Origin of the sequence: Shewanella sp. LZH-2 (assembly GCF_016859145.1) — a bacterium.
In the GTDB taxonomy this organism is placed as follows: domain Bacteria; phylum Pseudomonadota; class Gammaproteobacteria; order Enterobacterales; family Shewanellaceae; genus Shewanella; species Shewanella xiamenensis.
Map to the genome: position 1 here is coordinate 3824104 of NZ_CP069350.1, position 23835 is coordinate 3847938.

Sequence of the window (23835 nt, forward strand, 5' to 3'; positions counted from 1 at the left end):
ATCGTCAACCAGTGCATCGCCCATAAAAAAACCGCTGCTAGCCTAGGCTTAGCAGCGGTTTCTATTTAGAGGAAGTTAAGAATTACTTCTTAGCTTCAGCAGCTTTACGCTCTTTAACTTGCTCAACAACTTTGTCCGCAACACTGTTTGGACATGGGCTGTAGTGTGAGAACTCCATAGAGAACTGACCACGGCCTGAAGTCATTGTACGCAGAGTACCGATGTAACCGAACATTTCTGATAACGGTACGTCAGCCTTAACGCGAACACCCGTTACACCAGCAACTTGGTCTTTGATCATACCGCGACGACGGTTTAAGTCACCGATTACGTCACCCACGTTGTCATCAGGGCTGAACACGTCAACTTTCATGATTGGCTCAAGCAGTTGTGGTTTAGCTTTAGCCATAGATTGACGGAATGCCGCTTTAGCAGCGATTTCAAACGCGATAGCTGAAGAGTCAACTGCGTGGTAAGCACCGTCAGTCAGTTCAAACTCAACGTCTAACACTGGGAAGCCAGCGATAGTACCGGTGTTCATCATGCTCGCGAAGCCTTTTTCAACTGCTGGCCAGTATTCCTTAGGAACGTTACCACCAACAACTGAAGACTTGAACACGAAGCCAGAGTTTGGCTCACCTGGGCGAATGATGTATTCGATCTTACCGAATTGACCAGAACCACCAGATTGTTTCTTGTGGGTGTATTGGTCTTCAACCATTTGAGTAATGGTTTCACGGTAGGCCACTTGTGGCTCACCTACGATCAGCTCAACACCATAAGTACGCTTCAGGATGTCCACTTTAATATCTAAGTGCAGTTCACCCATACCTTTAAGGATGGTTTCACCTGAATCTTCATCAGTTTCTACGCGGAATGATGGATCTTCTGCGATCATCTTACCGATAGCGATAGCCATCTTCTCGCTGCCGCCTTTATCTTTTGGCGCTACTGCGATAGAGATAACTGGCTCTGGGAACACCATGGCTTCCAGAGTACATGGGTGCTTAACATCACACAGTGTGTGACCAGTTTGTACGTTCTTCATACCCACGATTGCGATAATGTCACCAGCTTCAGCTGATTCAATTTCGATACGATCGTTAGCATACATTTCGCACATACGGCCGATACGCTCAGTCTTACCAGTTGCACTGTTAAGAATGGTATCGCCTTTCTTCAGACGGCCAGCATAAATACGTACGAAAGTCAGGGCACCGAAACGGTCATCCATGATCTTGAACGCTAATGCTTTTAATGACTCATCAGCAGAAACGATAGCGTATTCGCCAGTTTCGTTACCTTCTTCGTCAGTTAAAGGTTGTGGATCAACTTCATCTGGCGCTGGCAGATAATCAACAACAGCATCCAGAACCAGTTGCATACCTTTGTTTTTGAAGGCAGAACCACAGAATGTTGGGAAGAATGCCATAGTACGAGTACCCTTACGGATACAACGTTTCAGGTCTTCAACAGATGGCTCTTCGCCTTCCATGTAAGCTTCTAGCAGATCGTCATCTTGCTCAACAGCAGTTTCGATCAGCATTTCACGGTATTCTTCAACTAAGTCAACCATGTCCGCTGGAACATCTTTAACTTCGAAGTTTTCTGGAATACCAGAATCGTCCCATACGTAGGCTTTACGAGTTAGCAGGTCAACAACACCACAGAACTCATCTTCAATACCGATTGGCAGAACCATAACCAGTGGGTTAGCAGCTAAAACGTCTTTAGTTTGCTTAACAACACGTAAGAAGTCAGCACCCATACGGTCTAACTTGTTTACGAAGATGATACGAGCAACTTCAGATTCGTTCGCATAGCGCCAGTTAGTTTCTGATTGAGGCTCAACACCACCAGAACCACAGAATACAGCGATACCGCCGTCAAGAACCTTCAGAGAACGGTAAACTTCAACGGTGAAGTCAACGTGCCCAGGGGTGTCAATAACGTTGAAACGGTGATCTTTCCAGAAGCAGCTTACTGCCGCTGACTGAATGGTAATACCGCGCTCAGCTTCCTGAACCATGAAGTCAGTTGTTGATTCACCATCGTGAACTTCACCGATTTTATGGATTTTACCGGTTAGCTTAAGAATACGCTCGGTGGTCGTGGTTTTACCCGCGTCAACGTGAGCGAAGATACCAATGTTTCTGTATTTGGATAATTCGGTCATGATTCAACTTTAATGATTAGTTTAAGAAGTAGACGGAGTATGCGACAAACCACCGACACACCGCACATCAGATTATTTTAGGCGCATATTGTAAATTGGAACCCCGCTATGCGCAAATGGCTCTTGCAATTTTTCACGATAAAGTCGCGGAAAAAATTAAAAAAAAATAAGAAAAATGCATTAAAACAATTAAATAAAAAAATTTAGCTCAGTTTTCAAACAATTAGTAAAAAGCCTAAAAATAAGCGTTTTTTTACCGATATTGCAGATTTCTCATACTTTAAGGACTCACAAATGGCAAAAGACCAGCCCAATGCAACCTCAATACAAACTTCAACTCAGGTTAAAACTCGGTTTAACCTAAAAGTTGATTAGCATAAATGTGAAATTGATCGAGTAAAGTGTCAATGGGCTTAGCAATGCATCTAATTTCGCAAACTAAGCATTGGATTCATCAATACAAATCTGATTTCTGCCCAAGGCTTTCGCTTGATACAATGCTTTATCTGCTCGTTCAAAGCAGGACTGCATTGGTTCATTACTCGCTAATTTGGCAATCCCCAAACTACAGGTGAGCCGCACATCACCACTAAAGCGATAATCCTTAATCGCCGCAGCAATCCGCTGGCACAATGAGTTAACTAAAGTAATTGAAGTCTGATGGCAAAGGATCACGAACTCTTCACCTCCCCAACGGGCAACAACATCTGATTCACGCACACAATGCTGCAGCACTGTAGACAGCTCCATCAAAATATTATCTCCGACGGTATGACCTAAGGTGTCATTAATCTCTTTAAAGAAATCGATATCTAACATGACAAGGCAGATGCTACTTTCTGTTGCGGTCTCAGAACGATGCTCATGCACAAACTGGCGGTTAAAGTAATGGCGATTATAGAGTTTGGTGAGCGGATCATGGGTAGATAAAAACTCGAGTTCAGTATTGGTTTGTTCTAATTGCCGACGTAGGGCTTCAAGCTGTGTATTTTTATCGGTTAAGCGTCGATTATAGCGACTGATAAAATAAGTCCGAGTCGCAAGTAAGAATATCACCAGCAGAGTACCTGCAATAACTTGATAGATAAGCCAATAGTTAGTCTCATCGATAACAGTAATGTTGTTCCACTTCTGGTAAATCCTAATTCGCTCAAGCTCATCAACATCATCAAGCACTTGATTAAGTATCGGCAGTAGTGCTTCATGGCCTAAACTCACTCCCATGCGTAGTTCATCTTCTGGCCCGCCCCACCCCGCAATTTTAAGATGGTTAAAACCTGTCTGCTGAATATAAGCATTCACCGAAAACATTGACCCAACAAATAAATCAGCGCGCTTATCGAGCACAGCCTCGAGTCCCGCTGGTTCACTGGCCACTTCGATGATTTTGACTCTAGGGTAATATTGCTGAATATACTCAGCGAGACGATAACCTTTAGGCACGACTAATGTTCGTGAGCCTATGTTTTCAAATCCTTGTAAAAATGGCTGTTCTTTTAGCGAAACCAACACATTTGGCGAGTGAAAATACACATGGCTAAAATGTAAAAATTGCTCTCGGGTAGCGGTTTTGTTCAACATTGGAGTTAAATCACAGCGCCCAGTTTGTAAAAAATTAAGGGTTTCAGACCAAGATGTTGTAGGAACAAGAATGAATTTAAGGGGAGAATGGGACTCAATGTAACGAATATAGTCCGATGAGACCCCTACATGTTTTCCCTCTCGAATCGCTTCATAGGGCAACCAGTCGGGATCAACACAGTAACGGACTAACTGCCTACTGCTAGCACCGTCATCAGCGGTTTTGAGATAGCGCGAAGCCAAACGCTCTGCACTCACAGTTAAGGGTGAGCATAAACAGAACAATAAAAACCAAAATCGACAACCCATGTCGCTTCTCAAATACATTCGTAATTCGCTGACGTAGATAAAAAGTGTATACATGATATTAAGATAATACCAATTCGCTCATCCTAAGCAGAAAAATGCACCGAACCTGAGAAACGTAATCTTGTTACCAATAAAAAAATACCCGCCAAATTGACGGGTATTTCGTTTACTTAATCTATTTTTACAAGATTAATCTTCAACTGGTGACACAACAAAGAGTAGGTCACCTTGCGATACTTGCTGACCATTGCTGTTCAGAATACGCTCGATGCGGTACTTCTTATCCTCAGGATAGAGCACTGCGCCTTGGCGGTTAAAGCCAGCCAAGTTAACCTGCGAGAACATCTTCATTGCTTCAGTCAAGGCAAGGGTTTGCTCAACGGTTACAATATCACCTTCTTTAACGAAATCAGGTTCGCCTGGCGCTGGAGAGGTATAGAAGATACCTGCGCCTTGGGCTAATACTTTAAGCTCGTTACTTTCACCTACACGCAGCGACTCAGTATCCACCCCAACGGTTTCGGCAGCGGCTTCCATTTCAGCAATCAGTGTTGGAATGTCTAGCTCAGCCATAAAGCGTGGCAGATAGTTAGTGTCGTATACACCTTCTTTGAAGGTGCCATCGCTTAGGATTAACTTCAGCAATGGAATGTTAGTCGCGATACCTTTGAGCACTACGCTGTCGAGGTAAGCATGTAGCTTCGCAATAACGTCTTCACGGTTTTCACCGCGCATAATCACCTGGGCGATTAAGCTATCGTAATAAGGCGAAACTTCTTTGCCCGGTGCAGCAATCGAGATGATTTCTACATCTGGATGATCAGGGAATACACATTCGGTGATCTTGCCAGGGTTTGGAACCAGTTGCAGGATGCCGTGGCTGTCGAGTGCGGCTTTCTCAGCCGTTACACGCACTTCCATCGCATAACCGATTTCTTTCGGCTCTAAATGCTCGATTGAACGACCCGCAGCGATATCAAACTGCGCGCTCACGATATCGATACCAGAAGTCGCTTCCGTTACTGGATGCTCTACCTGCAGACGGGTGTTCATTTCCATGAAGTACACTTCGTTCGCATCTAAGTTATAGATGAACTCAACTGTACCTGCGCCCATGTAATCGGTCGCATCACCTAAAGCACGGGTGTAATCCAGCACTTGTTTCTTCAGTTCTTCTGGCAGCATAGTTGAGCCAGATTCTTCAACCACTTTCTGGTTGTTACGTTGTACTGAACAGTCACGTAAACCCAGCACCTTAGCGTTGCCGAACTTGTCACGCAGTAACTGCACTTCGATATGACGCAGTGAGGTTACATATTTCTCTAAGTACAAGTCACCGTTACCAAAGGCCGCAGCCGCTTCGGTAGCGGTTTTTTGGAATAAACCAATCATATCCTCAGGACGTTTAACGACCTGGATACCTTTACCGCCACCACCTTGTACCGCTTTGAGCAGCACAGGGTAACCAATTTCATTGGCCACGTTCACCGCTTGCTCAGCGTTCGTCAGAATACCGTGTGAACCTGGTACTACTGGTACGTTTTGGCTTTGTGAAGTCTTAATCGCGTTCGACTTGTTACCCATAGTCGTCATTGAATGCACGCTCGGACCAACGAAGTTAACCCCATTGTTCACACACAATGCCGCAAATTGTGGACTTTCAGACAGGAAGCCGATACCTGGGTGCAGTGCGTCAACTTGCTCGTATTCGGCGACTTTCAGCACTGAGTAAGCATTCAGGTAACTTTCGTCAGAGGTGTTACCCCCTAAACAGACTAACTTGTCAGAATCTTTCAGCATATCCGCAGGTACGGCAGTCATGTCAGGATCTGACGCCACTAATACCACGTTGATATCGTTATCGTGAGCCTTACGGATCAACTTAACAGCAGTACAACCACGGGCATGAACCAATACTTTATTAATTGGTTTCATTAACTTACGAGGATCGTTTTGAACAATCACTTCTTCTTCAACAGGCGCTTCAACAACCAGAGTCGACAGAGCATTGATGATTACGTCATTAATCTTCGCCGTTGGCATTGGCATCAGAGGATCGATGCTCGCCAATTGGTTATCTAAGGTTTCGCTGAATGGGTTGTGGACTAAGCCCGCCATTGCACCTGGTACTTTCGACAGATAGTTCGACAGTGTAGAAGTCGAAGGCAAGTAAGCTGGAACCACCATTTGACCCGCGAATGGCATGTTAGTACCAGACAGGTAGTAGGTTTGCACTAATGGGTGAGTCACGAAACTCGCTTGCGCACCACCGGTACAGTCACCAAAACCAAACATCAATACTGGCAATTCGTTATCACGGATAAAGCGTGTGATACGGTCGTTCACAACAGCCATTGAGAACAGTGCCGCAGCACCTTCTTTAGTCTGCATACCGCCTGAGCTGATAAAACAAACTACTGGCAATTTACGCTTAGCACATTCGATCAGCAGCGCAGAGAATTTCTCGGCACTCGCCATATCGAAGGCACCCGCTTGGAATGCAGTGTTAGATACCGCCAGACCCACACGGACTTTTTGTCCCTTTTCTTTAAAGTCAGCAATACCGGTGATCAGGCCGCAAGGACGAATACCTTTATCTAACGCATCTTCAATGGATAAACGGAAACCAGGGAAGTTGAGCAAGTTAGCCGACATTTTGTCGCCATTGATTTCGTCGAAATTAGTGAAAAATTGCTTAATCACATTTTCCCACGTCATCTTGCCGGTACGTTTTTCGTCACGTAATACTTTTTGGATCAGTAAGTCCTGATAACCCATGGTCAAGCGGTTCCAGAAGTCCTTACGACGACCGATACGCACAGGGTTAATCGCACCAGTGTATTTGCTGTGGTCGCTTTCACTGTCGAAGTATTCAGGCAATAAACGTTCGAAGAAGTAAGTCAGGATAACGAATAAACTGTCGTTAAGTTGTGGGAAGCCCACACTCTTCCACTGCTCTACACGCACCAAGAGATCGGCACGGTTAGATTGGCTCATAAAGTACTTAAGCCACTTGTAGAATTTAGCCTTGTCGTTTGCGGTATCCTGAGTAGACAGCGCATGGTCAATCGACTTGTGCAGTAGATTGTTCACAGAGTTGCGTGACAGACTCTTAGACATCATGGCTTCTTTCGCGATAGACGCTAAGCTACCCACAACGTTGTCGTAAAGTGAGTTAAAAATCAGGATGTTATGGCATTGCCAAATAAAGTCTTCACGCAGCTCATCGTTTACAACGACATCGAGCACAGTCAATTGATTAAGCTCAGGCCATTTTGCTTGAGTTACAGACTTAGGCAGATTTTCAAGATGCTGAATTAAGCCCTTAAAGTTGTTTGCCGCGTTGCTCTTCCAACGGTGATATAAAGACCAACCGATGTTAAATAACAGTGCCTTACGAGCTTTTTTATAGTTTTCTTTTGGTTCACCCAAAATAAAACGTGTCAGCATATTACGTTCGGTTGAAATTTCATCGCGCTTAGCAATAAAGTTCGCCCACAATTTATTCAGATCTTCATCGTAAACCAGCTTATCGGGGCTAGATAACCAAGCTTGGAATACACGATCTTGCTCTTGCTGGATACGAGCTAACAAGTCACCTTCAGGCACGCTAACACGTGACAAACGTCCGTATTGCTCCTGAGAGATCGAATGAATACGGCTACGCAGCGTTAAATAACGCAGGTAACGGTAAGCGCTACCAAACAAGTTGTGGTGGTTGGTTGGGCTCGTTGCCACAGCCAATTCAGCGTTTAACTCTAATGCCATCAAGTTTTTAGATGGATTAAGGAAACGCGCTAAACTGCGATCATAATGCTCACGTAAATCCTTAGATTCACGTACAAAGTTCACTGCTGCGCGCTCAACCGCTTCGATACTACTGATAATCGCGCGGCGTAAATTGTGCTGACGCTCGTCACGGTCACCTGGAGAAAAATCGATAATGCCATCGATACAACCGGCGGTGTAAAGCTCTTCTGGAGATACACCCACAGATTTAGCACATTCCTGCCATGACAGGTTGTACTTACGCGCGATACTTTGTAGACCTTGTGGTTGAATGGTGTTGAAAATACCATCGCGCAGCGATAACAGAATGTTGGCTGCAGCTAAAGGAATCGCGCCACCCGAGTAACCCGCACCGATAACGATACCGACTGTCGGTACGTCAACGTTGGCACTCTCGGCAATCGCCTTAGAAATAGAATGTGCTTGGTTTTGGCTGTTGGCCACTTCGCCTGCATCGGCCCCTGGGGTATCGATTAAATAGACGATAGGCATAGACAATTCGGCAAAATGACGAATCGCTTTACAGGCGGCATAGTGATGCTCAGGCATCCATGCACCGTTAGCCGTTGTGCGCTCTTGAGCAATAAAGCCGATACGACGAGTGCGTGAACCGAAATTCAACTCGACCTCAGCACTGTAGAAAGAGCCCAAGTGAGTTTCGGTAATCAAGCGCCCCTTTAGGTCCGCAATGATACGTTTAGCACCAGGACGACCTTTGTCTTGGGTCGGTTGGATCACTTTTGCGACATAACCGTCAACATCTAACGATGCCAAGTCTTTTAAATTTGCCTGAATGGCATCTTCATTTAAAAGACCTTTAATTTCTTCTGATAAGCTCTGTTTACTGTGTTTTGGAAACAGAGAAAAATCCTTTGCCAAATGCTCGGCCTGTAAAAAAAGCGGATCGGGCGTTTGGGCTTGAGTCATGTGTTTGGGCTGATTATTGCTGGTCATCAAAAGATCCTCTGCTTTAGCCTCTGAAAATTTTTAGCCAATAAATATAACTTTGTTATCCCGCCAAATGCCATTAAACTGCATAAGACGCTATGTTCCAAATATGAGACAGTGGGAAAAACATGCCAGATTTAAACGGTATGATGCTATTTGCAGCCGTAGTGAGAGCAAAGGGATTCTCCCAAGCTGCACGTGAAACCGGCCACCCAAAATCCACCATAAGTCGCAAAATCGCGCAGCTTGAAGAACAACTAGGCGTGCGATTGTTACAACGCGACACCCGTAACCTGAGTCTTACCCAAGTCGGGGCACTCTTTTATCAACACTGTGATTCCATTCGCAATGAGGTGGAAGCGGCCAAGGCTGTTATCGAGAGTACCCATGATGATGTATCAGGATCATTACGGATAGCCATTCCGGTCTCTTTTAGCCAAGAATTAATTGCTAACCTCTGTAGCGGATTCATGCGTTTATATCCCAATGTGGAATTAGATGTCCAGTTTACCGACAACGATATCGGTTTGGTGGGTGAAGGATATGACATAGCTATCAAATATGGACCACTGCAATCCTCTGATCTTGTTGCAAGATTACTGTTCGAGCGTCAACCAATTCTGGTAGCAAGCCCTGGCTATTTAAAAGCACGCGGCACCCCCGCAACACCTAAGGAGCTGAGCGACCATAGTGGTATTCTGCTAGGGACATCCCGCTCAGCACCCATATGGCCCTTAGGCAAAGGTGCTCGCAAAACCATGGTAAACTTTCAGCGTAAAGTCAGGGTCAATAGCCCGATAATGGTTAAGCAGTTAGCCCTCGATGACTTTGGGATTGCAATGCTATCAAACTCCGCCTGCAAAACCGAACTCGCCAACGGCCAGCTAGTGCCAATCTTACAGGAATGGCCGATTGAACCCTTTAAGGTCTACGGGGTGTATTCGAGCCGCAGACAATTAGCCACCAATATCAGCGCCTTCTTGGACTTTTTCGTCAAACGCTTTAGCAGCCAAGAAAGCCTACAATCCTTGATGGGCTAGGCACTTTATCGCAGCGGCATTCACCTTTACTGACATCGCCATTCCTTTATACACATCCCAATGTTGAGTGACCATGACCATTTAGATAACAAAAAAGCCTAGCAAATTGGCTAGGCTTTTTACGTTTAGGAATGTGATGCTAACGCTCAGGCTAAAAGTTAACGCGCGGAGCTTAAGTCGATTTGGCCTAACCGATTAAGTATGAGCCATTAACTACAAGCGCATCAAGCATCAGCATTTTGTCCATATATCTTTACAGCTTATATGACGGCTATTTCACACAAATACGCGCTAACCACTTCTAGGGAATAATTTTTTCCTGTTTGAGCACTTCTTTTGTGATGGCTTGGCGCAGCCCTAAACCATCCGATGTGGGCATATCCATATTCATCGCAAAAAACCACACATTATCATCAAGTTCAACCCAACCGACCCACCAGCCAATCTTAGGTTCGATTCTAGTCGAGTATCCAGTTTTAGCCCGAATAATATAGTCGCCATTGGCTTCGGTCAGCATGGCTTGTTTCACGATGCGCTGACTGCGCTCCGATACGTGTAACTTATTGTGATACAGCTTTCTTAAAAAGCTGATTTGCTCAATGGCCGAAATTCGAATACCACCGTCGAGCCAGAAACTGTCTACATTGCCCGAAATGTCCTCATTACCATAATCGAAAGCATGTAGCATCTTGCTCATACGTGCCTCGCCAATTTGGCGGGCAAATTCTTGATAAACAGGCACAACCGAATATTTCATCGCGGTGATTAGATTATGATCGCGATTCCAAGTGGCGATATCGCGCGTCTGTCCATCCCACTTAAAGACTTGGTGTTCATCCTTAACCACGCCCAAATCGAGGGCGATCAAGCTATTGGGAATTTTAAATGTAGATGCGGGTAAAAATGCTTGGTTCGCCCGTTTAAGATTATTGGTAAATCCTTGCTGCTTATTCTCATTCCAGAGCACAACTACGCCCTGTGATTTATGTTCAGTAAAGTGAACATTCCAACTTTTGTTTTCTTGCCATTCCCTTGCTACCGCAGGCATTCCGATAATCGATGCCACCAAAAACACAGCCGATAAGGCTAATACACGCATAACGTCCCCTTGCTTAATGCAATATATCCATACAAATTAAGTGCTAAGCTTATCATTCTCTGCCCTCTCATTCCCTAGCAAACTGCTGACCAATTGTGGCAACAATCAGGCACAAGCTTTACAAGATTTAACTATTAGCTATCCCAACTAAACGCCAGTCCAAAATCATAGCAACTCGTCAGTATCGATCTGATATGCAAAATAGGAATAAGATCCTCGAATCACTATAGGTAAACTCTTATACTCAAAACAATCATTGTGGCTTTTTGGCATAAGTTTCATTATTTCTAAGATGAAGTAAGCCTGAACGCCCTAGAAACATCGTCTATTTCCAGCAAAATAAGTGATTAAAATAAAAAGGAAACGCCAATGTTAAAGCCCTGCCTCGCTTTTATCCTCGCTAGCACAGTGGCGCAAACCGCTGGTGCCGTACAACTCCTCGGCGATGTGGAAGTGTCTCGCATTCCTACCGCTGAAAAAGTCATGGCTGAAGTGGTAAACCGTTATCAAGCATTGGATGAAGGCTTAGCGAATCAATTATCCGCACAGAAAAATGAACGCGACGCTACCCAACTTGCCGCCCGCCAAGGGCATAGATTATGGCAACAGGCCGTGCGTGATGTGCAGTCTGGACACTTTGATGACAGATCCCTGTATTGGGCGCGACTGTCAATGTTAAATAGCATTAAAAACAACAGTGCTAACTTTAAAATGGCTGATTGGCAGCAACAGATTTTAGCCAGCGCGGTTGAAAAGGCATCGCGAGGCTTCAGTGATATCCAATACGATGATGATGTGCAGATAAAAATCTTCCTGACGGGATTCGACCCCTTCTTCCTCGACAAAGATATCAGTCAGAGCAATCCTTCGGGCTTAGTCGCCCTCGCCCTCGATGGTTTTAAATTTGATATCAATGGCAAAAAGGCCCAAATCGAAACCGCCATGATCCCAGTACGCTTCGAGGATTTCGACCAAGGTATTATCGAATCCTTACTCAGCCCCATTTATCGCGACCCTAAAACCCAGTTTGTCTTAACCGTCAGCATGGGGCGCAGCGACTTTGATATTGAACGCTTCCCAGGCCGTAACCGTAGTGCAGCAGCGCCCGATAACCAAAATCTATACACAGGCGCAAGCAAAACCGCGCCTGTCGCCCCAAAACTCAATGGTAAAGACTTTATCGGCCCTGAATTTGTTGAATTTTCATTACCCGTCGCAGCGATGCAAGTGCAAGATGGTCAGTGGAAAGTCAACGATAACCATACTGTGACCACCCTTGCGCGCGGTGAATTTAATGCTAGTTCCCTAAGCGAGCTACAAAATGAAACCTCGGTCGAAGGCTCTGGCGGTGGGTATCTCTCAAACGAGATTTCTTATCGCGCCATTGTGTTACAGCAAAAGTTCAATAGCCGCGCTAAGGTGGGCCATATCCACACCCCGAGGGTGAAGGGCTACGACAATGCCACCGAACAAGCCATTGTCGAGCAAGTGCGTACTATGGTGATGCAGGCCGCGGCAAGCCTGTAACCGCCGCAATACTGGCATTGTCAGCAAGCGTTGGTTATGATGCGAACGCTTGCTTTATGCGCCTTATCGGGTCGCATCATGGTATCCATCTGACACACCTAGCCACATTTGATGCTTTGCAAAATAAGAGTTAACGCCTAAGTCTATGTTTAACCCGAGATCCCTACTCAATAGCCTGCGCCGTAAAGCTATCTCATCCGCGAGTATCACCACGCCGACTGCGACCAAGATGGCGAAAACCAACACGCCACAACACCAGCCAAAGCCACTGACACCAGTGCAGCAGCAAATCCTTACGCGTATCGAAGACTGTTATCAGCAGGCAGAAATCTACTTTAAGCGTCCATTTGCGCGGCCGTTGACCCAATTTACCCTGCGGGGACGGAGTGCGGGCACAGCGCATTTGCAGCAGAATCGCCTGCGCTTTAACCCCGTATTACTCAGGGAAAATAGCGAAGCCTTCTTATCCGAAGTAGTGCCCCACGAAATAAGCCACTTACTCTGCTTCCAACTCTTTGGCAAAACCAAACCCCATGGCCGCGAGTGGCAATCCATCATGCTCAAGCTGTTTAAGGTGAGCCCCAATACCACCCACAGTTTCGATACTCAGTCGGTTAAAGGGAAAGACTTTGAGTACCGCTGTGCCTGCGGTCCGGTTAGGCTGAGCATCCGTCGCCATAATAAAGTACTGCGTGGTGAAACCCGTTATCTGTGTAAACGCTGCCATACCCACCTCACCTTTACCGAAGCAGCCAAATAACCCACATAGCGTAAAAATCCTCTGCCAAAAGTACGAGCGATTTGCATAGGACGCGGTATTTCCCTTACCATTCAGACATAAAAGACGAGCCACAGGCTCGCGTAGTATTGATTATTTTTGGGATAAATATTGAACAACTCCAAGATAGCCTTAAGGTCTCGGCAAACCTTGCTGTGCCTATTCAGTTGGCTGGCGGTGTTGGCCTCAGCCAATGCCTCTCCTTCGCACCCCAATAGTTTTAGCCAAGCCAAGGTCTTGTCTCAATCCTTATACCAAGGCAGTCGCCAAGGCACCTTGCCCGCAGTCAGTTTTTACTGTGGCTGCACTATCCAAATTAAGGGCAAATCCTGGAAGCCCGATCTCAATAGCTGCGGTTATCAAGTGCGTAAACAAGAAACCCGCGCCAACCGTATCGAGTGGGAGCATATCGTCCCTGCATGGGAGTTTGGTCACCAATTACAATGCTGGCAAAAGGGTGGCCGTAAAAACTGCGCCGATAACAGCCAAGAATTCAATAAGATGGAAGCGGACATGCACAATCTGGTGCCCGCCATTGGTGAAGTGAACGGCGATCGCAGCAACTTCCGTTTTAGCCAATGGAACGGTAAGGCCGACCAATATGGTCAATGCGCTATGGTTATCGACTTTAAGAATCGCCAAGCCCAGCCGCCCGCTCACGCCCGCGGCAAAATAGCCCGCACTTACTTGTATATGCAGCAAACCTATGGCCTTAAAATCGCCTCACAGCAATTAAAATTGTTCAAAGCATGGGATAAAAGCTATCCAGTTGATACTATTGAATGCAAACGCGATAACGCCATAGCGCAGATCCAAGGTAATCATAACCCCTTTGTGCAGAATGCCTGCAATGCACCACCACTGCGCCAACAATTAGCCGAATAAGGTCGACAATGAGAGTTCCAAGAATTTATCAACCTCAGCCATTAGCCGTAAACCAACAGCTGAATCTAGACGAAGATGGCGCAGCCCATATCGGCAAAGTGCTGCGTATGGGCAGTGGCGAGCAAATTAGCCTGTTTAATGGCGATGGTAATGATTATCTTGCCGAAATTGTCGATGCGGGTAAAAAATCGGTCACGGTAAAAGTGCTGTCCTGTGAGGCCAATCCATCGGAGTCCCCCCTCAATCTGCATTTAGGCCAAGTGATTTCCCGTGGCGATCGGATGGAGTTCACCATTCAAAAATCCGTTGAGCTAGGGGTAAATACCATTACGCCGCTATTTTCTGACCGCTGCGGCGTCAAGCTCACTGGTGAGCGTCTCGAAAAGAAAATCCAGCAATGGCAAAAGATAGTGATCAGTGCCTGTGAGCAATCGGGCCGTAGCCAAGTGCCCATCGTTCGCCCCGCCATGGAATTACAGCAATGGTGCAGCGAACCGACCAGCGCACTCAAACTCAACTTGCATCCAAGGGCAGCGCACGGTATCAATGGCTTAGATTTATCCCATACCCGCGTACGCCTACTGATCGGTCCCGAAGGGGGATTATCGGCGGAAGAAATCGCTATGACGGAAACCTATCAGTTTACCGACGTATTACTCGGCCCCCGAGTGCTGCGCACCGAAACCGCCTCACTCACGGCGATTACCGCGCTGCAACTTAGATTCGGTGATTTAGGTTAAAGGTTAACCGCTAACTAGCAAATCGGTTACTGGCTAATCCATAAATGCTTTTTGCCTGCGACGGCAACCAATAAGGAACAGATTAATGATAAAACTCGGCATAGTGATGGACCCCATCAGTGAGATCAACATTAAGAAAGACTCCAGTTTTGCCATGCTGATGGCGGCGCAGGAAAGGGGTTACCAGCTGTTTTATATGGAAATGGCCGACCTTGCTATGGTCAATGGCGTAGCCATGGGCAATATGCGTCCATTAAAAGTCATCAACGATGCCAATAAATGGTTTGAACTGGGCGATGCCCAAGACACGCCGCTGAGCGATCTGAACGTGGTGTTAATGCGTAAAGACCCGCCGTTCGATACCGAATATATCTATGCCACTTACATGTTAGAGCGCGCCGAAGAACAAGGTGTATTAATCGTCAACAAGCCACAAAGCTTGCGCGATGCCAACGAAAAACTATTCACCGCATGGTTTAGCGAATTTACTCCAGAAACCATTGTGACTCGCGATGCCAATCGGATCCGCGCGTTCCACCAAGCCAAGGGCGATATTATCCTCAAGCCACTAGATGGCATGGGCGGCACCTCTATTTTCCGCGTCAAGCAGGACGACCCTAACCTTGGGGTGATCATCGAAACCTTAACCCAATATGGCAACCAATACGCCATGGCGCAGGCCTTTATTCCTGAAATCACCAAGGGCGACAAGCGCATTCTGGTGGTGGATGGCGAGCCCGTGCCCTACGCCTTGGCGCGCATTCCGAAAAAAGGCGAAACCCGCGGTAACTTGGCTGCAGGCGGCAGCGGTGTTGCCCAACCGCTATCGGACTCAGATTGGAAAATCGCCCGTGCCATTGGCCCAGAGCTTAAAAAACGCGGCCTGATTTTTGTGGGTCTGGATGTGATTGGTGACAAGCTGACCGAGATTAACGTCACTAGCCCGACTTGTATCCGTGAAATCCAAGCGGCATTTGATGTGGACATTACTGGCATGCTGTTCGATGCCATCGAAGCCCGTCTCGCCCAGTAAGCTTGTACACCTACAAGATAATAATATTCATTGAAGGCGCCTTAAGAGCGCCTACGACTTCTAGGGATCTGATATGAGTTTCACCAAAGCGCCACTGTTACTGCTTGGTATGAGTTTATGGCTCTCAAGCCCCGTATTTGCAGCGGAAGCTGGGGCGAATGAGACGGGCCCAGCCAAGGCGCCATCACGCCCCAAAAATATTGTGATTATGATTGGCGACGGCATGGGGCCTTCCTATACCAGTGCCTATCGTTATTACAAGGACAATCCAGATACCGAAGAAGTCGAACAAACCGTCTTTGACCGTTTATTGGTTGGCATGGCAAGTACTTATCCCGCCAGTGTCAGTGGTTATGTGACCGACTCGGCCGCCGCCGCAACCGCCCTCGCGACAGGAGTCAAATCCTATAACGGCGCCATCTCGGTTGATACCCAAAAACAGCCTCTGCCCACCATTCTTGAAAAAGCCAAATCCTTAGGCTTGAGCACTGGGGTTGCCGTTACCTCACAAATCAACCATGCCACGCCAGCGGCATTTTTATCCCATAACGAAAGCCGTAAAAATTACGATGCACTGGCATTAAGTTATCTCGACACCAACGCCGATGTGTTTTTAGGTGGCGGGCAAAAGTACTTTCCACCCGAGCTGTTGGCCCAATTTACCGCCAAGGGCTATCAACATATTACCCGCTTTGATGATCTGGCCAGCATTACCCAGCCTAAGGTCTTAGGTTTGTTTGCCGAAGTACAACTGCCTTGGGCTATCGATGAAAAAGATGCTAAAAAACTCAGCACCTTGACCCAAAAAGCCCTCAGTTTACTGTCGCAAAATGATCAAGGCTTTGTACTGCTGGTCGAAGGTAGCCTTATCGACTGGGCGGGACATAACAATGATATCGCCGCCGCTATGGGCGAAATGGATGAGTTTGCCAACACCATTGAAGTCGTTGAGCAATTCGTACGCCAAAATCCCGATACCTTAATGGTGATCACCGCCGACCATAATACCGGCGGTTTATCGATTGGTGTCGATGGAAATTACAACTGGAATCCTGAGATCCTGCGCAATATTTCCGCCAGTTCAGATACCTTAGCGCAAGCCGCTATCGGTGGCGAGACCTGGCAAGCCGACTTATCCCGTGGTTTAGGCTTTGAATTAACGGAAGAAGAACTGGCTAAACTCAATGTAGCCAGAATGCAGGGCTTAGAAACCATGGCAATGGCTATTCGTCATGTGATTGATAAACGTACCGATACGGGTTGGACAACGGACGGACACACAGGCACCGATGTGCAAGTGTTTGCCGCAGGTCCCGCAGCTGGGCTGTTTAACGGTCATCAGGACAATACTGATATCGCCAATAAGATTTTTAGCCTGTTACCTAAGCCTAAAAAGCCAAAAGCCCCCGCACCTGTATCAACTCCAGCTCCAGCACCAGTGCAGCCACAGGGCTAATTTGCTGTGATTAGCTAAAAATAAGCCAATCGAATATCGCGCCAGCTAACAGATAAAAGGCAACCGTATTAACACAGTTGCCTTTTTTATTGGCTTTCAGTCAGCACCGTTCGAGTGAGCGCTGTTTTGCTGCATCCCTTAAGTCGGCATGCAGGCTGGCTCGTAGCCGAATAAGGGGTATAATGCCCGCACTTATTTTTTACGGTAGCCATGCAGTGTTAACGAATCCATCGCAAGTCATTATCCGCAATCAGGAAACCCTGAGCCAACATAAAGTCTTAGTGCTAAACCATGAGGCAGACTCACTGCCCAAAGCACTGCTCGATGTCGCCCAGTCCGTCGATGCTCTCGCCTTGGATTACCACCATTATCTGCATTTAGCGCCGCAGGCTAATGCCAAACTGCGCTGCTATTTTGGCCATCAACTGCCCCACCAGGATAAGTACGACACTGTGATTGTGTACTTTCCTAAGGCTAAGCCGTTAGCGCCCTATTTGTTTAATCTGGCCGCTCAGCATTTAGTGGCCGATGGCCAGCTCTTAGTCGTAGGAGAAAACAAAGGCGGGGTTAAATCCTTAGTCAAACTGTTGCCGAAATACTTTGCCACAGGCGTCAAACTCGATAACGCGCGCCATTGCCTACTCTTTGGCAGCAGCCTAATTAATACCGCGCCTGAGATTAAACTCAGCGATTGGACCAGCCAGTATCAACTCGCCACCCCGCAGGGCAATATCACCATCTGCAACTTAGTCGGTGTGTTCAGTGAAAAGCATTTAGACCAAGGCACAGAGCTATTGCTGTCGCATCTGCCAACGCTTTCAGGTCGAGTACTGGATTTTGGCTGCGGCGCTGGTGTGATTGCCGCGGCGCTGTTAAAGGCGCAGCCGACATTGGCGCTAGAATGTATTGATATCAATGCTATGGCGCTGGCGTCCTGCGAACTTACGCTGGCAGCAAACGGCATGACGGCCAAGGTCTATCCCTCCGATGGATTGGCGCAAACCAGTGGAAAATTCGACGGTATTATCTCCAATCCTCCCTTCCACGATGGCCTTGCCAGCACGACCAGCATTGCCCAACGCTTTGTCGCCGATAGCGCCAAGCAATTACAATCTAAAGGGATTTGGCAAATTGTGGCTAACCGCCATCTGCCCTACTCAGACACTATCGCGGCCGAATTTGGCCAATTAACGGTGCCCGCAGAGAATAACAAATACAAACTCTATTCCTTCCAGCAGGCCTAATCTTTCGCCCCGCTCGATTATGAGTGGGGCTAACTTAATTTGACTCTAGGATGCACCAAGGAATAAAGACTCGTTAAGAATTAAGAGAATAACGCAGCCCCTATCGAATACACGTATTTTGAAATCAAAAATCCCCCAACAAACAAGTTAACGCTGCCATATCTTAAATAGCATTTATTACCATTGAACTGTTTATCTGACTAAAAAGCTAATGCTCCATTCCGTGCTTCGGCTCGTTAGCTCAATCGAAAATTCCCACACCTGCTGCCATACAATTCTTATCTATTTACCTATGTTTGGACTTACCAGAAATCGACTAACAATGTATGGGTATAGTCATATTTAAATTGAGGTATTTTTGAATGATTTGAAGACAATATCAGTGCGCATTAACTCCATTTTCAACAAATAAAACGCTATAAAATCAATTGACTATAGTAGTTGGCTTTTAGTTAATAGGTTTGTAAAACGCGCATGCGCGTTTTCCCAGATGGATTACTTATATGAAAAGCGGCAGAAAGCTGATAAGTTCCTTGCATACAGATAGTTAGCTGTGCGCGTTTTCACTGGTCCAACGAGGTAAACCCGCATGCGCATGAATAAAATGTTAGGCCTCACGGAGTCATTCATGGATCGTTCTAAAAGTTTAAATAGGTCAAAAAAATCAGCAATAACTGTAGCTGATCTTTTAGCTAAAGAAGGTTTAACTGCTGTAGTTCCTGGAGGCGGGCTTATTTATGACATCTCTAAATCATTAGCTCAACATGGGCGAAATTATTTTATGGGCCGAACAGAGGCTAGATTAGAAGAATTCCATGATAAATTATTAAACGAAAATCTAGATGAAGAGGAAATAAAAGATTTTATAAATAAGGAGTTTAGTTTAGATGATTACCATGCAATTTTGTCGTCTTGTACTCAAGATATAGAAAATGAAAAAGTTACAATTTATGCAAACTTGTTAAAAGGGATAATTGAACAAAAAATTGAACCGAACGTTAAAAGGCATTTCATTACTACCTGTAAAGATCTAACTTTTACAGAATTGTGCTTTTTGAAAGAAATATACATTAATTCAATTTTTGATCTAATGACCCCCGGTGGAATTGGCTCTCAAGTTTCAAAGTTATTATCAACGAAAGACTTTTTTAAAAATGTAACAATTAGCAAATTGATTCAGCTTGGTTACATAGATTCGGAACGCTCCCGAATAACACCAATATCTAAACAATTTATTCCATTAATTTTTGATAAAGAATCTCTATTACCTAAGGCTGTAGGTAGAAGTGAATTTTCAGGCATTAATGTTTTAATCATTAGCTACCAACTTGGTAATAATATTCACAGTAAAGTAGTGCAATATATACAAGAATCTCTATGGTCAAATAATATAAAATCATCAATCTCTATCCTAGATGAGCGTTTCTTAAGAGGCATGCATAATTACAGTGCAGCAGTCCTGATAGTCGATGACAAAGAAATTATGGATAAGTATATACCGTCACTTATAAAATTTTCAGAACATAAACCTTTGATTAAGGTTAATATTTCAGAGGCTGGGATGAGAAACAGTGTAAGTGGGGTAAACTTCATTGATCAATTAAAACTAGATAATTTAGAACGTGCTTCAATTCGGCAAAATATTTCAGAGTTTATCTCCAACTTAAAGGCCTAACAAGGCGTTTAAACGGAACTAAAACAGTTGGTTACGTTTCGATTCGCTACACATTTCAACCCACAATTTTAGTCCGCTTAACGCGGCATTAACCTCTAGAGCAAATATGAAGCACATTATTAGTAAAGATTTAGGCATTGAAGCATTCAAAAAGAGATTCTCAGAAATCAGAGAATCCTTTCTGGATTCTTTAACAGCAGCTAGCGAAGGTTATAAGAACGTAAGATACCTTGCTTGTGATGAAAATGGGGCACCTATTAACTGGGTGTGGGACGATGAAACCTTCAGCCATAACAAGGAAGAAGGGTCGCTTGAAGAGGCAATTCAATTTGCCAATAACATGATAAATAGCGGCATGTGTTTTTCCTTCATGGGGTGTTTATCTGGCTCCGGTGAGCTTGAGGTTTGGCTGACCACTTTTGAATCTCCCATAGAAAAGCCGACATGGCCAAGCAATAAAGAACCCAGATTTGAGCTGACTCATGGGGGTGTAACACAAGAATAGAGTAGAGGTAATCAAATGCTAACCATAGAATTTTTAATCCCACGATTTAATCCTAACCCCACAAATTGAAGCAAAGCACCTAGCTTACTTTTGCCCCTAAGTTAGGCTATTCGAAGATTTTAACGTACCGCACGCGTCTGGATAGACTAGTTATCCCCTCAAAAACACCTCAATAGAGTCGTGATCCGCAACCGAAGACTTGCTGCTATCTAGAGAAGATTTTCATCATTTTGTGAACAGTATCAAATGCAGTAAACGCTAAATTATCAAGAATGTTGTCCAGTCTACCTCTCCCCTAACATACCCGACAGCGTTGTAAAGTTTATTTTTTTGTTAAGCTAAAAAACTTTCCCAATCAACACCCGTGCTGATATTTTGAAAAAAACCAGAGATTACACTAGATTAACTATCGTTAATCAAATAAAAAATCTATTGATAAATCAACCAATAGACCATCACAACAAAAACACAACATTTACATTTTTTCGCGTCGAAAAGGCTTCTTTGCGCAAAGTTTCTACTGTTATACTCGCGTTAGCCGATAAAACAATAATAAAACAAACGAGTAAGGAAGCGCTCTATGTTGGCCCCTGAACTCCTCGAGTTAAGCAGTGACAAAAGCAAGGCGGAATTACGCCTGATCCCCAAAGAGCATGGCCCCATCACCCGTGATGATGTGATGCGCCTGTTATCGCTCCCAGAGTTTTGCTCACTGTATCCACTTGATCAGGCCATCGATAAAGTGGTGGCGCAAACCAACTCTCTGTACCATCAAGAAGATGGTAAATTTGAACTGTTTTCCGTACTGGCTGAACGCCGAGATGGTAGCGTTAAGATTGAAATCAGCCCAGATAAAATGCTCGCCACCATGACCCTAACCGCCCCTTGTGGAGGTAAAGCGGTCGACTTACCTGAAATTCTTACTGAACTTAAAAAAAATAATGTTTGCATGGGCTTAAGCAAACTTAAAATCCAAACCTTGCTGCAAAAAATCACCAAGCTCAAACCCGGCGATAGCTGTCAAAGTGAAATCGCCCAAGGCAAGCACCCAGTAAACGGCCAAAATGCCGTGCTAGAGCGTAAGGTTTCGCTGGCCCGTGAGCGCTTACTCCAGCCGCAGGAGCGCGAAGATGGTACTGTGGATATGCGTAATCTTGGCTCCATGATAATGGTCAAGCCTAACGATATTTTGATGATCAAACACCCAGGGACCGAAGGCTCTCCCGGTTATAACATTAAAGGAGAAGTCCTTAAGCAAAAGCCTGGCAAGGATCTGCCTTTACTCGCAGGAACAGGTACCAGCATCCATCCGAATGATCCCAACAAACTCATCGCCACTGTAGCAGGGCAACCCGTTGAAACCCGCACAGGCATGAATGTTGATGATGTTTTACAGCTAAAAGATGTCGATATCAGCACGGGCCATGTCACCTTTAAAGGCAGTATTTTAATCACAGGTGATGTACACGAAGGCATGATAGTGAAAAGCTCCGGTGATATTACTGTGATGGGCTTTGTCGATTCAGCGACCCTTGAGGCAGAAGGCGATATTACCGTTAGTAAAGGCGTCATTGGTCGGCAAATTCGCGTCAATGAGTTTTCGACTAACCTCACTGCTCAAGGGCAAATCAGCGCCCAGTTTGTGCAATATTCCCAATTAACTGCAAAGGGGAATATTCTGATCACTAAGCAATTACTTCATAGTAATACCAAAACAGCAGGAACCCTGACGATAAGTGACACTAGCGGTCGCCGCGGCGATTTAACTGGTGGCGTCGCCCATGCTGAAAAAGGACTCATTGCCGTTGCCATTGGTGCCACTGCGGGGACAAAAACAGAAGTCTTTTGTGCAATGGAGCAAGGCGAGCTCAAGCAAAACCTCAAACAGCTGGAGGAAAGTGTCCAATCAATGGTGATAGCCACCCTCGATATTGAAGCTCGCCTAAAAAGACTTCCCCCAAAATCCGAATGGCAAAATGATCCCGTGATGATTGAGCAGATTAAGATGATGCTCGATGAGAAGAACCGAATTTTAAACGAGCGCACCCGTGAAGAGCTCGAATTTGATAGCCTAAAACAGGAAGTGGAAAGTTATTTCGATAAGTATCACATCGATGTGATTAAGCATGTATTCCTCAATGTCGAATTTCATATTGGCCAAGCTAATCATAGAACTACCCGCGAACATGGCACTTGCTCCATCACCAATCTTAATCAAGAGATTAACTTTGATTACAATGCCAAACCTAAAGCACAAGCGGCAGCCAGTTAAATAACGTTCAAAGCGTTTTACTAAGGGCGCACATGTCATTCAACGTGGCGCGCCCCTTAGGGCTACTGCCTCAATCATAGCCCCCTCATTGTTATCCACGAGTGAATCCTCACCCAAGAACATTTCAATGGCTTTCTTCTTTGACCTAGTCGGTGGCATACTGCCTACGATTCCCCACGTAAACGCCAGCGTTGGGGGATAAGGATAAATGTGATAGGTTGAAGTAGAACATGGCCCCAGGAATACACATGACTCAAGTAAAAATGGCTGATATTCAATGGCCTGCAGTAGTTAAGCTGACTCAAAATGATGAACTCCTTTATCTTGGCCATCAACGTGATTGGTTAGAACTCGCCTGCCTTTACCAGCATCAATTTATCGATACGGACCTGTTACTCGACAGCTTAGGTAACCAATATTTGATCCGCGCCACCCCAACCACTATTCATGAAGATCCTATTGGTGAGCTACCTAACCTGCTAAAACAAGAGCACAAATTGCCCCTCACCGATTTTATTAAATGGGTACAAAAACATGCCAATGCCTTAGGCCAATGCTGTGTGGCCAAATTAGCGTTTACAACATTCGCCCAAGGGATGGAAATCGTCCATAGCTTAGATGACTAAGCAGAAGCAAAGTAAAATCTGATAGGATTCACAGTCTTCGACGAGATGATCCAAAAAGCTAATATCCTCAACCACATTTAGCAGGCATAATTTATCACGAACGGCCCAGCCCGTTATGTCCAAAGCAATTGGTCTGCATACTTTGCCTTAAA

The 23835-nt window shown here is 45.4% G+C and carries 16 protein-coding genes; 12 read left to right on the forward strand and 4 right to left on the reverse strand.

The features are described 5' to 3' along the window. Nucleotides 1-82: 82 nt before the first annotated feature. From fusA to JM642_RS16845, 3 genes are all read right to left on the reverse strand, one after another. Entirely contained in the window at nucleotides 83-2176 is a 2094-nt protein-coding gene (gene fusA / locus JM642_RS16835) for an elongation factor G (RefSeq protein ID WP_055648166.1), read from the reverse strand. Between the two features lie 438 nt (nucleotides 2177-2614). Then, complete coding sequence (locus JM642_RS16840; RefSeq protein WP_203433854.1) at nucleotides 2615-4066, reverse strand: diguanylate cyclase; 1452 nt, start codon at nucleotides 4064-4066, stop codon at nucleotides 2615-2617. Nucleotides 4067-4255: 189 nt separating this feature from the next. Beyond that, on the reverse strand, nucleotides 4256-8809 hold the full coding sequence (locus JM642_RS16845) for a biotin carboxylase N-terminal domain-containing protein (protein WP_203432197.1): 4554 nt from the start codon (nucleotides 8807-8809) through the stop codon (nucleotides 4256-4258). Nucleotides 8810-8931: 122 nt separating this feature from the next. On the opposite strand from JM642_RS16845, the gene JM642_RS16850 reads away from it, so the two are divergent. Then, a complete protein-coding gene (locus JM642_RS16850; protein ID WP_015586033.1) occupies nucleotides 8932-9843 on the forward strand; it encodes a LysR family transcriptional regulator in 912 nt (303 codons plus the stop codon). 301 nt (nucleotides 9844-10144) lie between these two features. On the opposite strand, the gene JM642_RS16855 is transcribed toward JM642_RS16850, so the two are convergent. Continuing rightward, nucleotides 10145-10942 carry an OXA-48 family class D beta-lactamase OXA-547 gene (locus JM642_RS16855; protein WP_085562403.1) on the reverse strand — a complete coding sequence of 266 codons (798 nt, stop codon included), beginning with the start codon at nucleotides 10940-10942 and terminating at the stop codon, nucleotides 10145-10147. A gap of 369 nt (nucleotides 10943-11311) precedes the next feature. Here JM642_RS16855 and JM642_RS16860 point away from each other — a divergent pair, with 369 nt between their 5' ends. The 11 genes from JM642_RS16860 to JM642_RS16910 all read left to right on the forward strand — a co-directional run bounded on the left by JM642_RS16860 (nucleotide 11312) and on the right by JM642_RS16910 (nucleotide 23683). After that, entirely contained in the window at nucleotides 11312-12469 is a 1158-nt protein-coding gene (locus JM642_RS16860) for a hypothetical protein (RefSeq protein ID WP_203432198.1), read from the forward strand. A 145-nt stretch (nucleotides 12470-12614) separates the two neighbouring features. Further along, nucleotides 12615-13229, forward strand: a complete 615-nt coding sequence (locus JM642_RS16865; protein WP_088586104.1) for a SprT family zinc-dependent metalloprotease — start codon at nucleotides 12615-12617, stop codon at nucleotides 13227-13229. Nucleotides 13230-13355: 126 nt separating this feature from the next. Further along, nucleotides 13356-14132 carry an endonuclease EndA gene (gene endA / locus JM642_RS16870; RefSeq protein WP_086024041.1) on the forward strand — a complete coding sequence of 259 codons (777 nt, stop codon included), beginning with the start codon at nucleotides 13356-13358 and terminating at the stop codon, nucleotides 14130-14132. Nucleotides 14133-14140: 8 nt separating this feature from the next. Then, nucleotides 14141-14872 (forward strand): 16S rRNA (uracil(1498)-N(3))-methyltransferase, encoded by a 732-nt coding sequence (rsmE, locus tag JM642_RS16875; RefSeq protein WP_037414496.1) that lies wholly within the window; start codon nucleotides 14141-14143, stop codon nucleotides 14870-14872. 85 nt (nucleotides 14873-14957) lie between these two features. Beyond that, nucleotides 14958-15905, forward strand: coding sequence for a glutathione synthase (gene gshB / locus JM642_RS16880; RefSeq protein WP_037414494.1), 948 nt, complete (start codon nucleotides 14958-14960; stop codon nucleotides 15903-15905). A 73-nt stretch (nucleotides 15906-15978) separates the two neighbouring features. After that, nucleotides 15979-17361 carry an alkaline phosphatase gene (locus tag JM642_RS16885; protein WP_172587708.1) on the forward strand — a complete coding sequence of 461 codons (1383 nt, stop codon included), beginning with the start codon at nucleotides 15979-15981 and terminating at the stop codon, nucleotides 17359-17361. Between the two features lie 215 nt (nucleotides 17362-17576). Then, complete coding sequence (locus JM642_RS16890) at nucleotides 17577-18605, forward strand: methyltransferase (protein ID WP_203433856.1); 1029 nt, start codon at nucleotides 17577-17579, stop codon at nucleotides 18603-18605. A 628-nt stretch (nucleotides 18606-19233) separates the two neighbouring features. Further along, nucleotides 19234-20280 carry a hypothetical protein gene (locus JM642_RS16895; RefSeq protein ID WP_152978801.1) on the forward strand — a complete coding sequence of 349 codons (1047 nt, stop codon included), beginning with the start codon at nucleotides 19234-19236 and terminating at the stop codon, nucleotides 20278-20280. 106 nt (nucleotides 20281-20386) lie between these two features. Further along, complete coding sequence (locus JM642_RS16900; RefSeq protein ID WP_188869925.1) at nucleotides 20387-20785, forward strand: hypothetical protein; 399 nt, start codon at nucleotides 20387-20389, stop codon at nucleotides 20783-20785. A 580-nt stretch (nucleotides 20786-21365) separates the two neighbouring features. After that, on the forward strand, nucleotides 21366-23057 hold the full coding sequence (locus JM642_RS16905; protein WP_047534553.1) for a FapA family protein: 1692 nt from the start codon (nucleotides 21366-21368) through the stop codon (nucleotides 23055-23057). A 248-nt stretch (nucleotides 23058-23305) separates the two neighbouring features. Then, nucleotides 23306-23683, forward strand: coding sequence for a DUF4144 domain-containing protein (locus tag JM642_RS16910; protein ID WP_203432199.1), 378 nt, complete (start codon nucleotides 23306-23308; stop codon nucleotides 23681-23683). Nucleotides 23684-23835 lie beyond the last annotated feature (152 nt).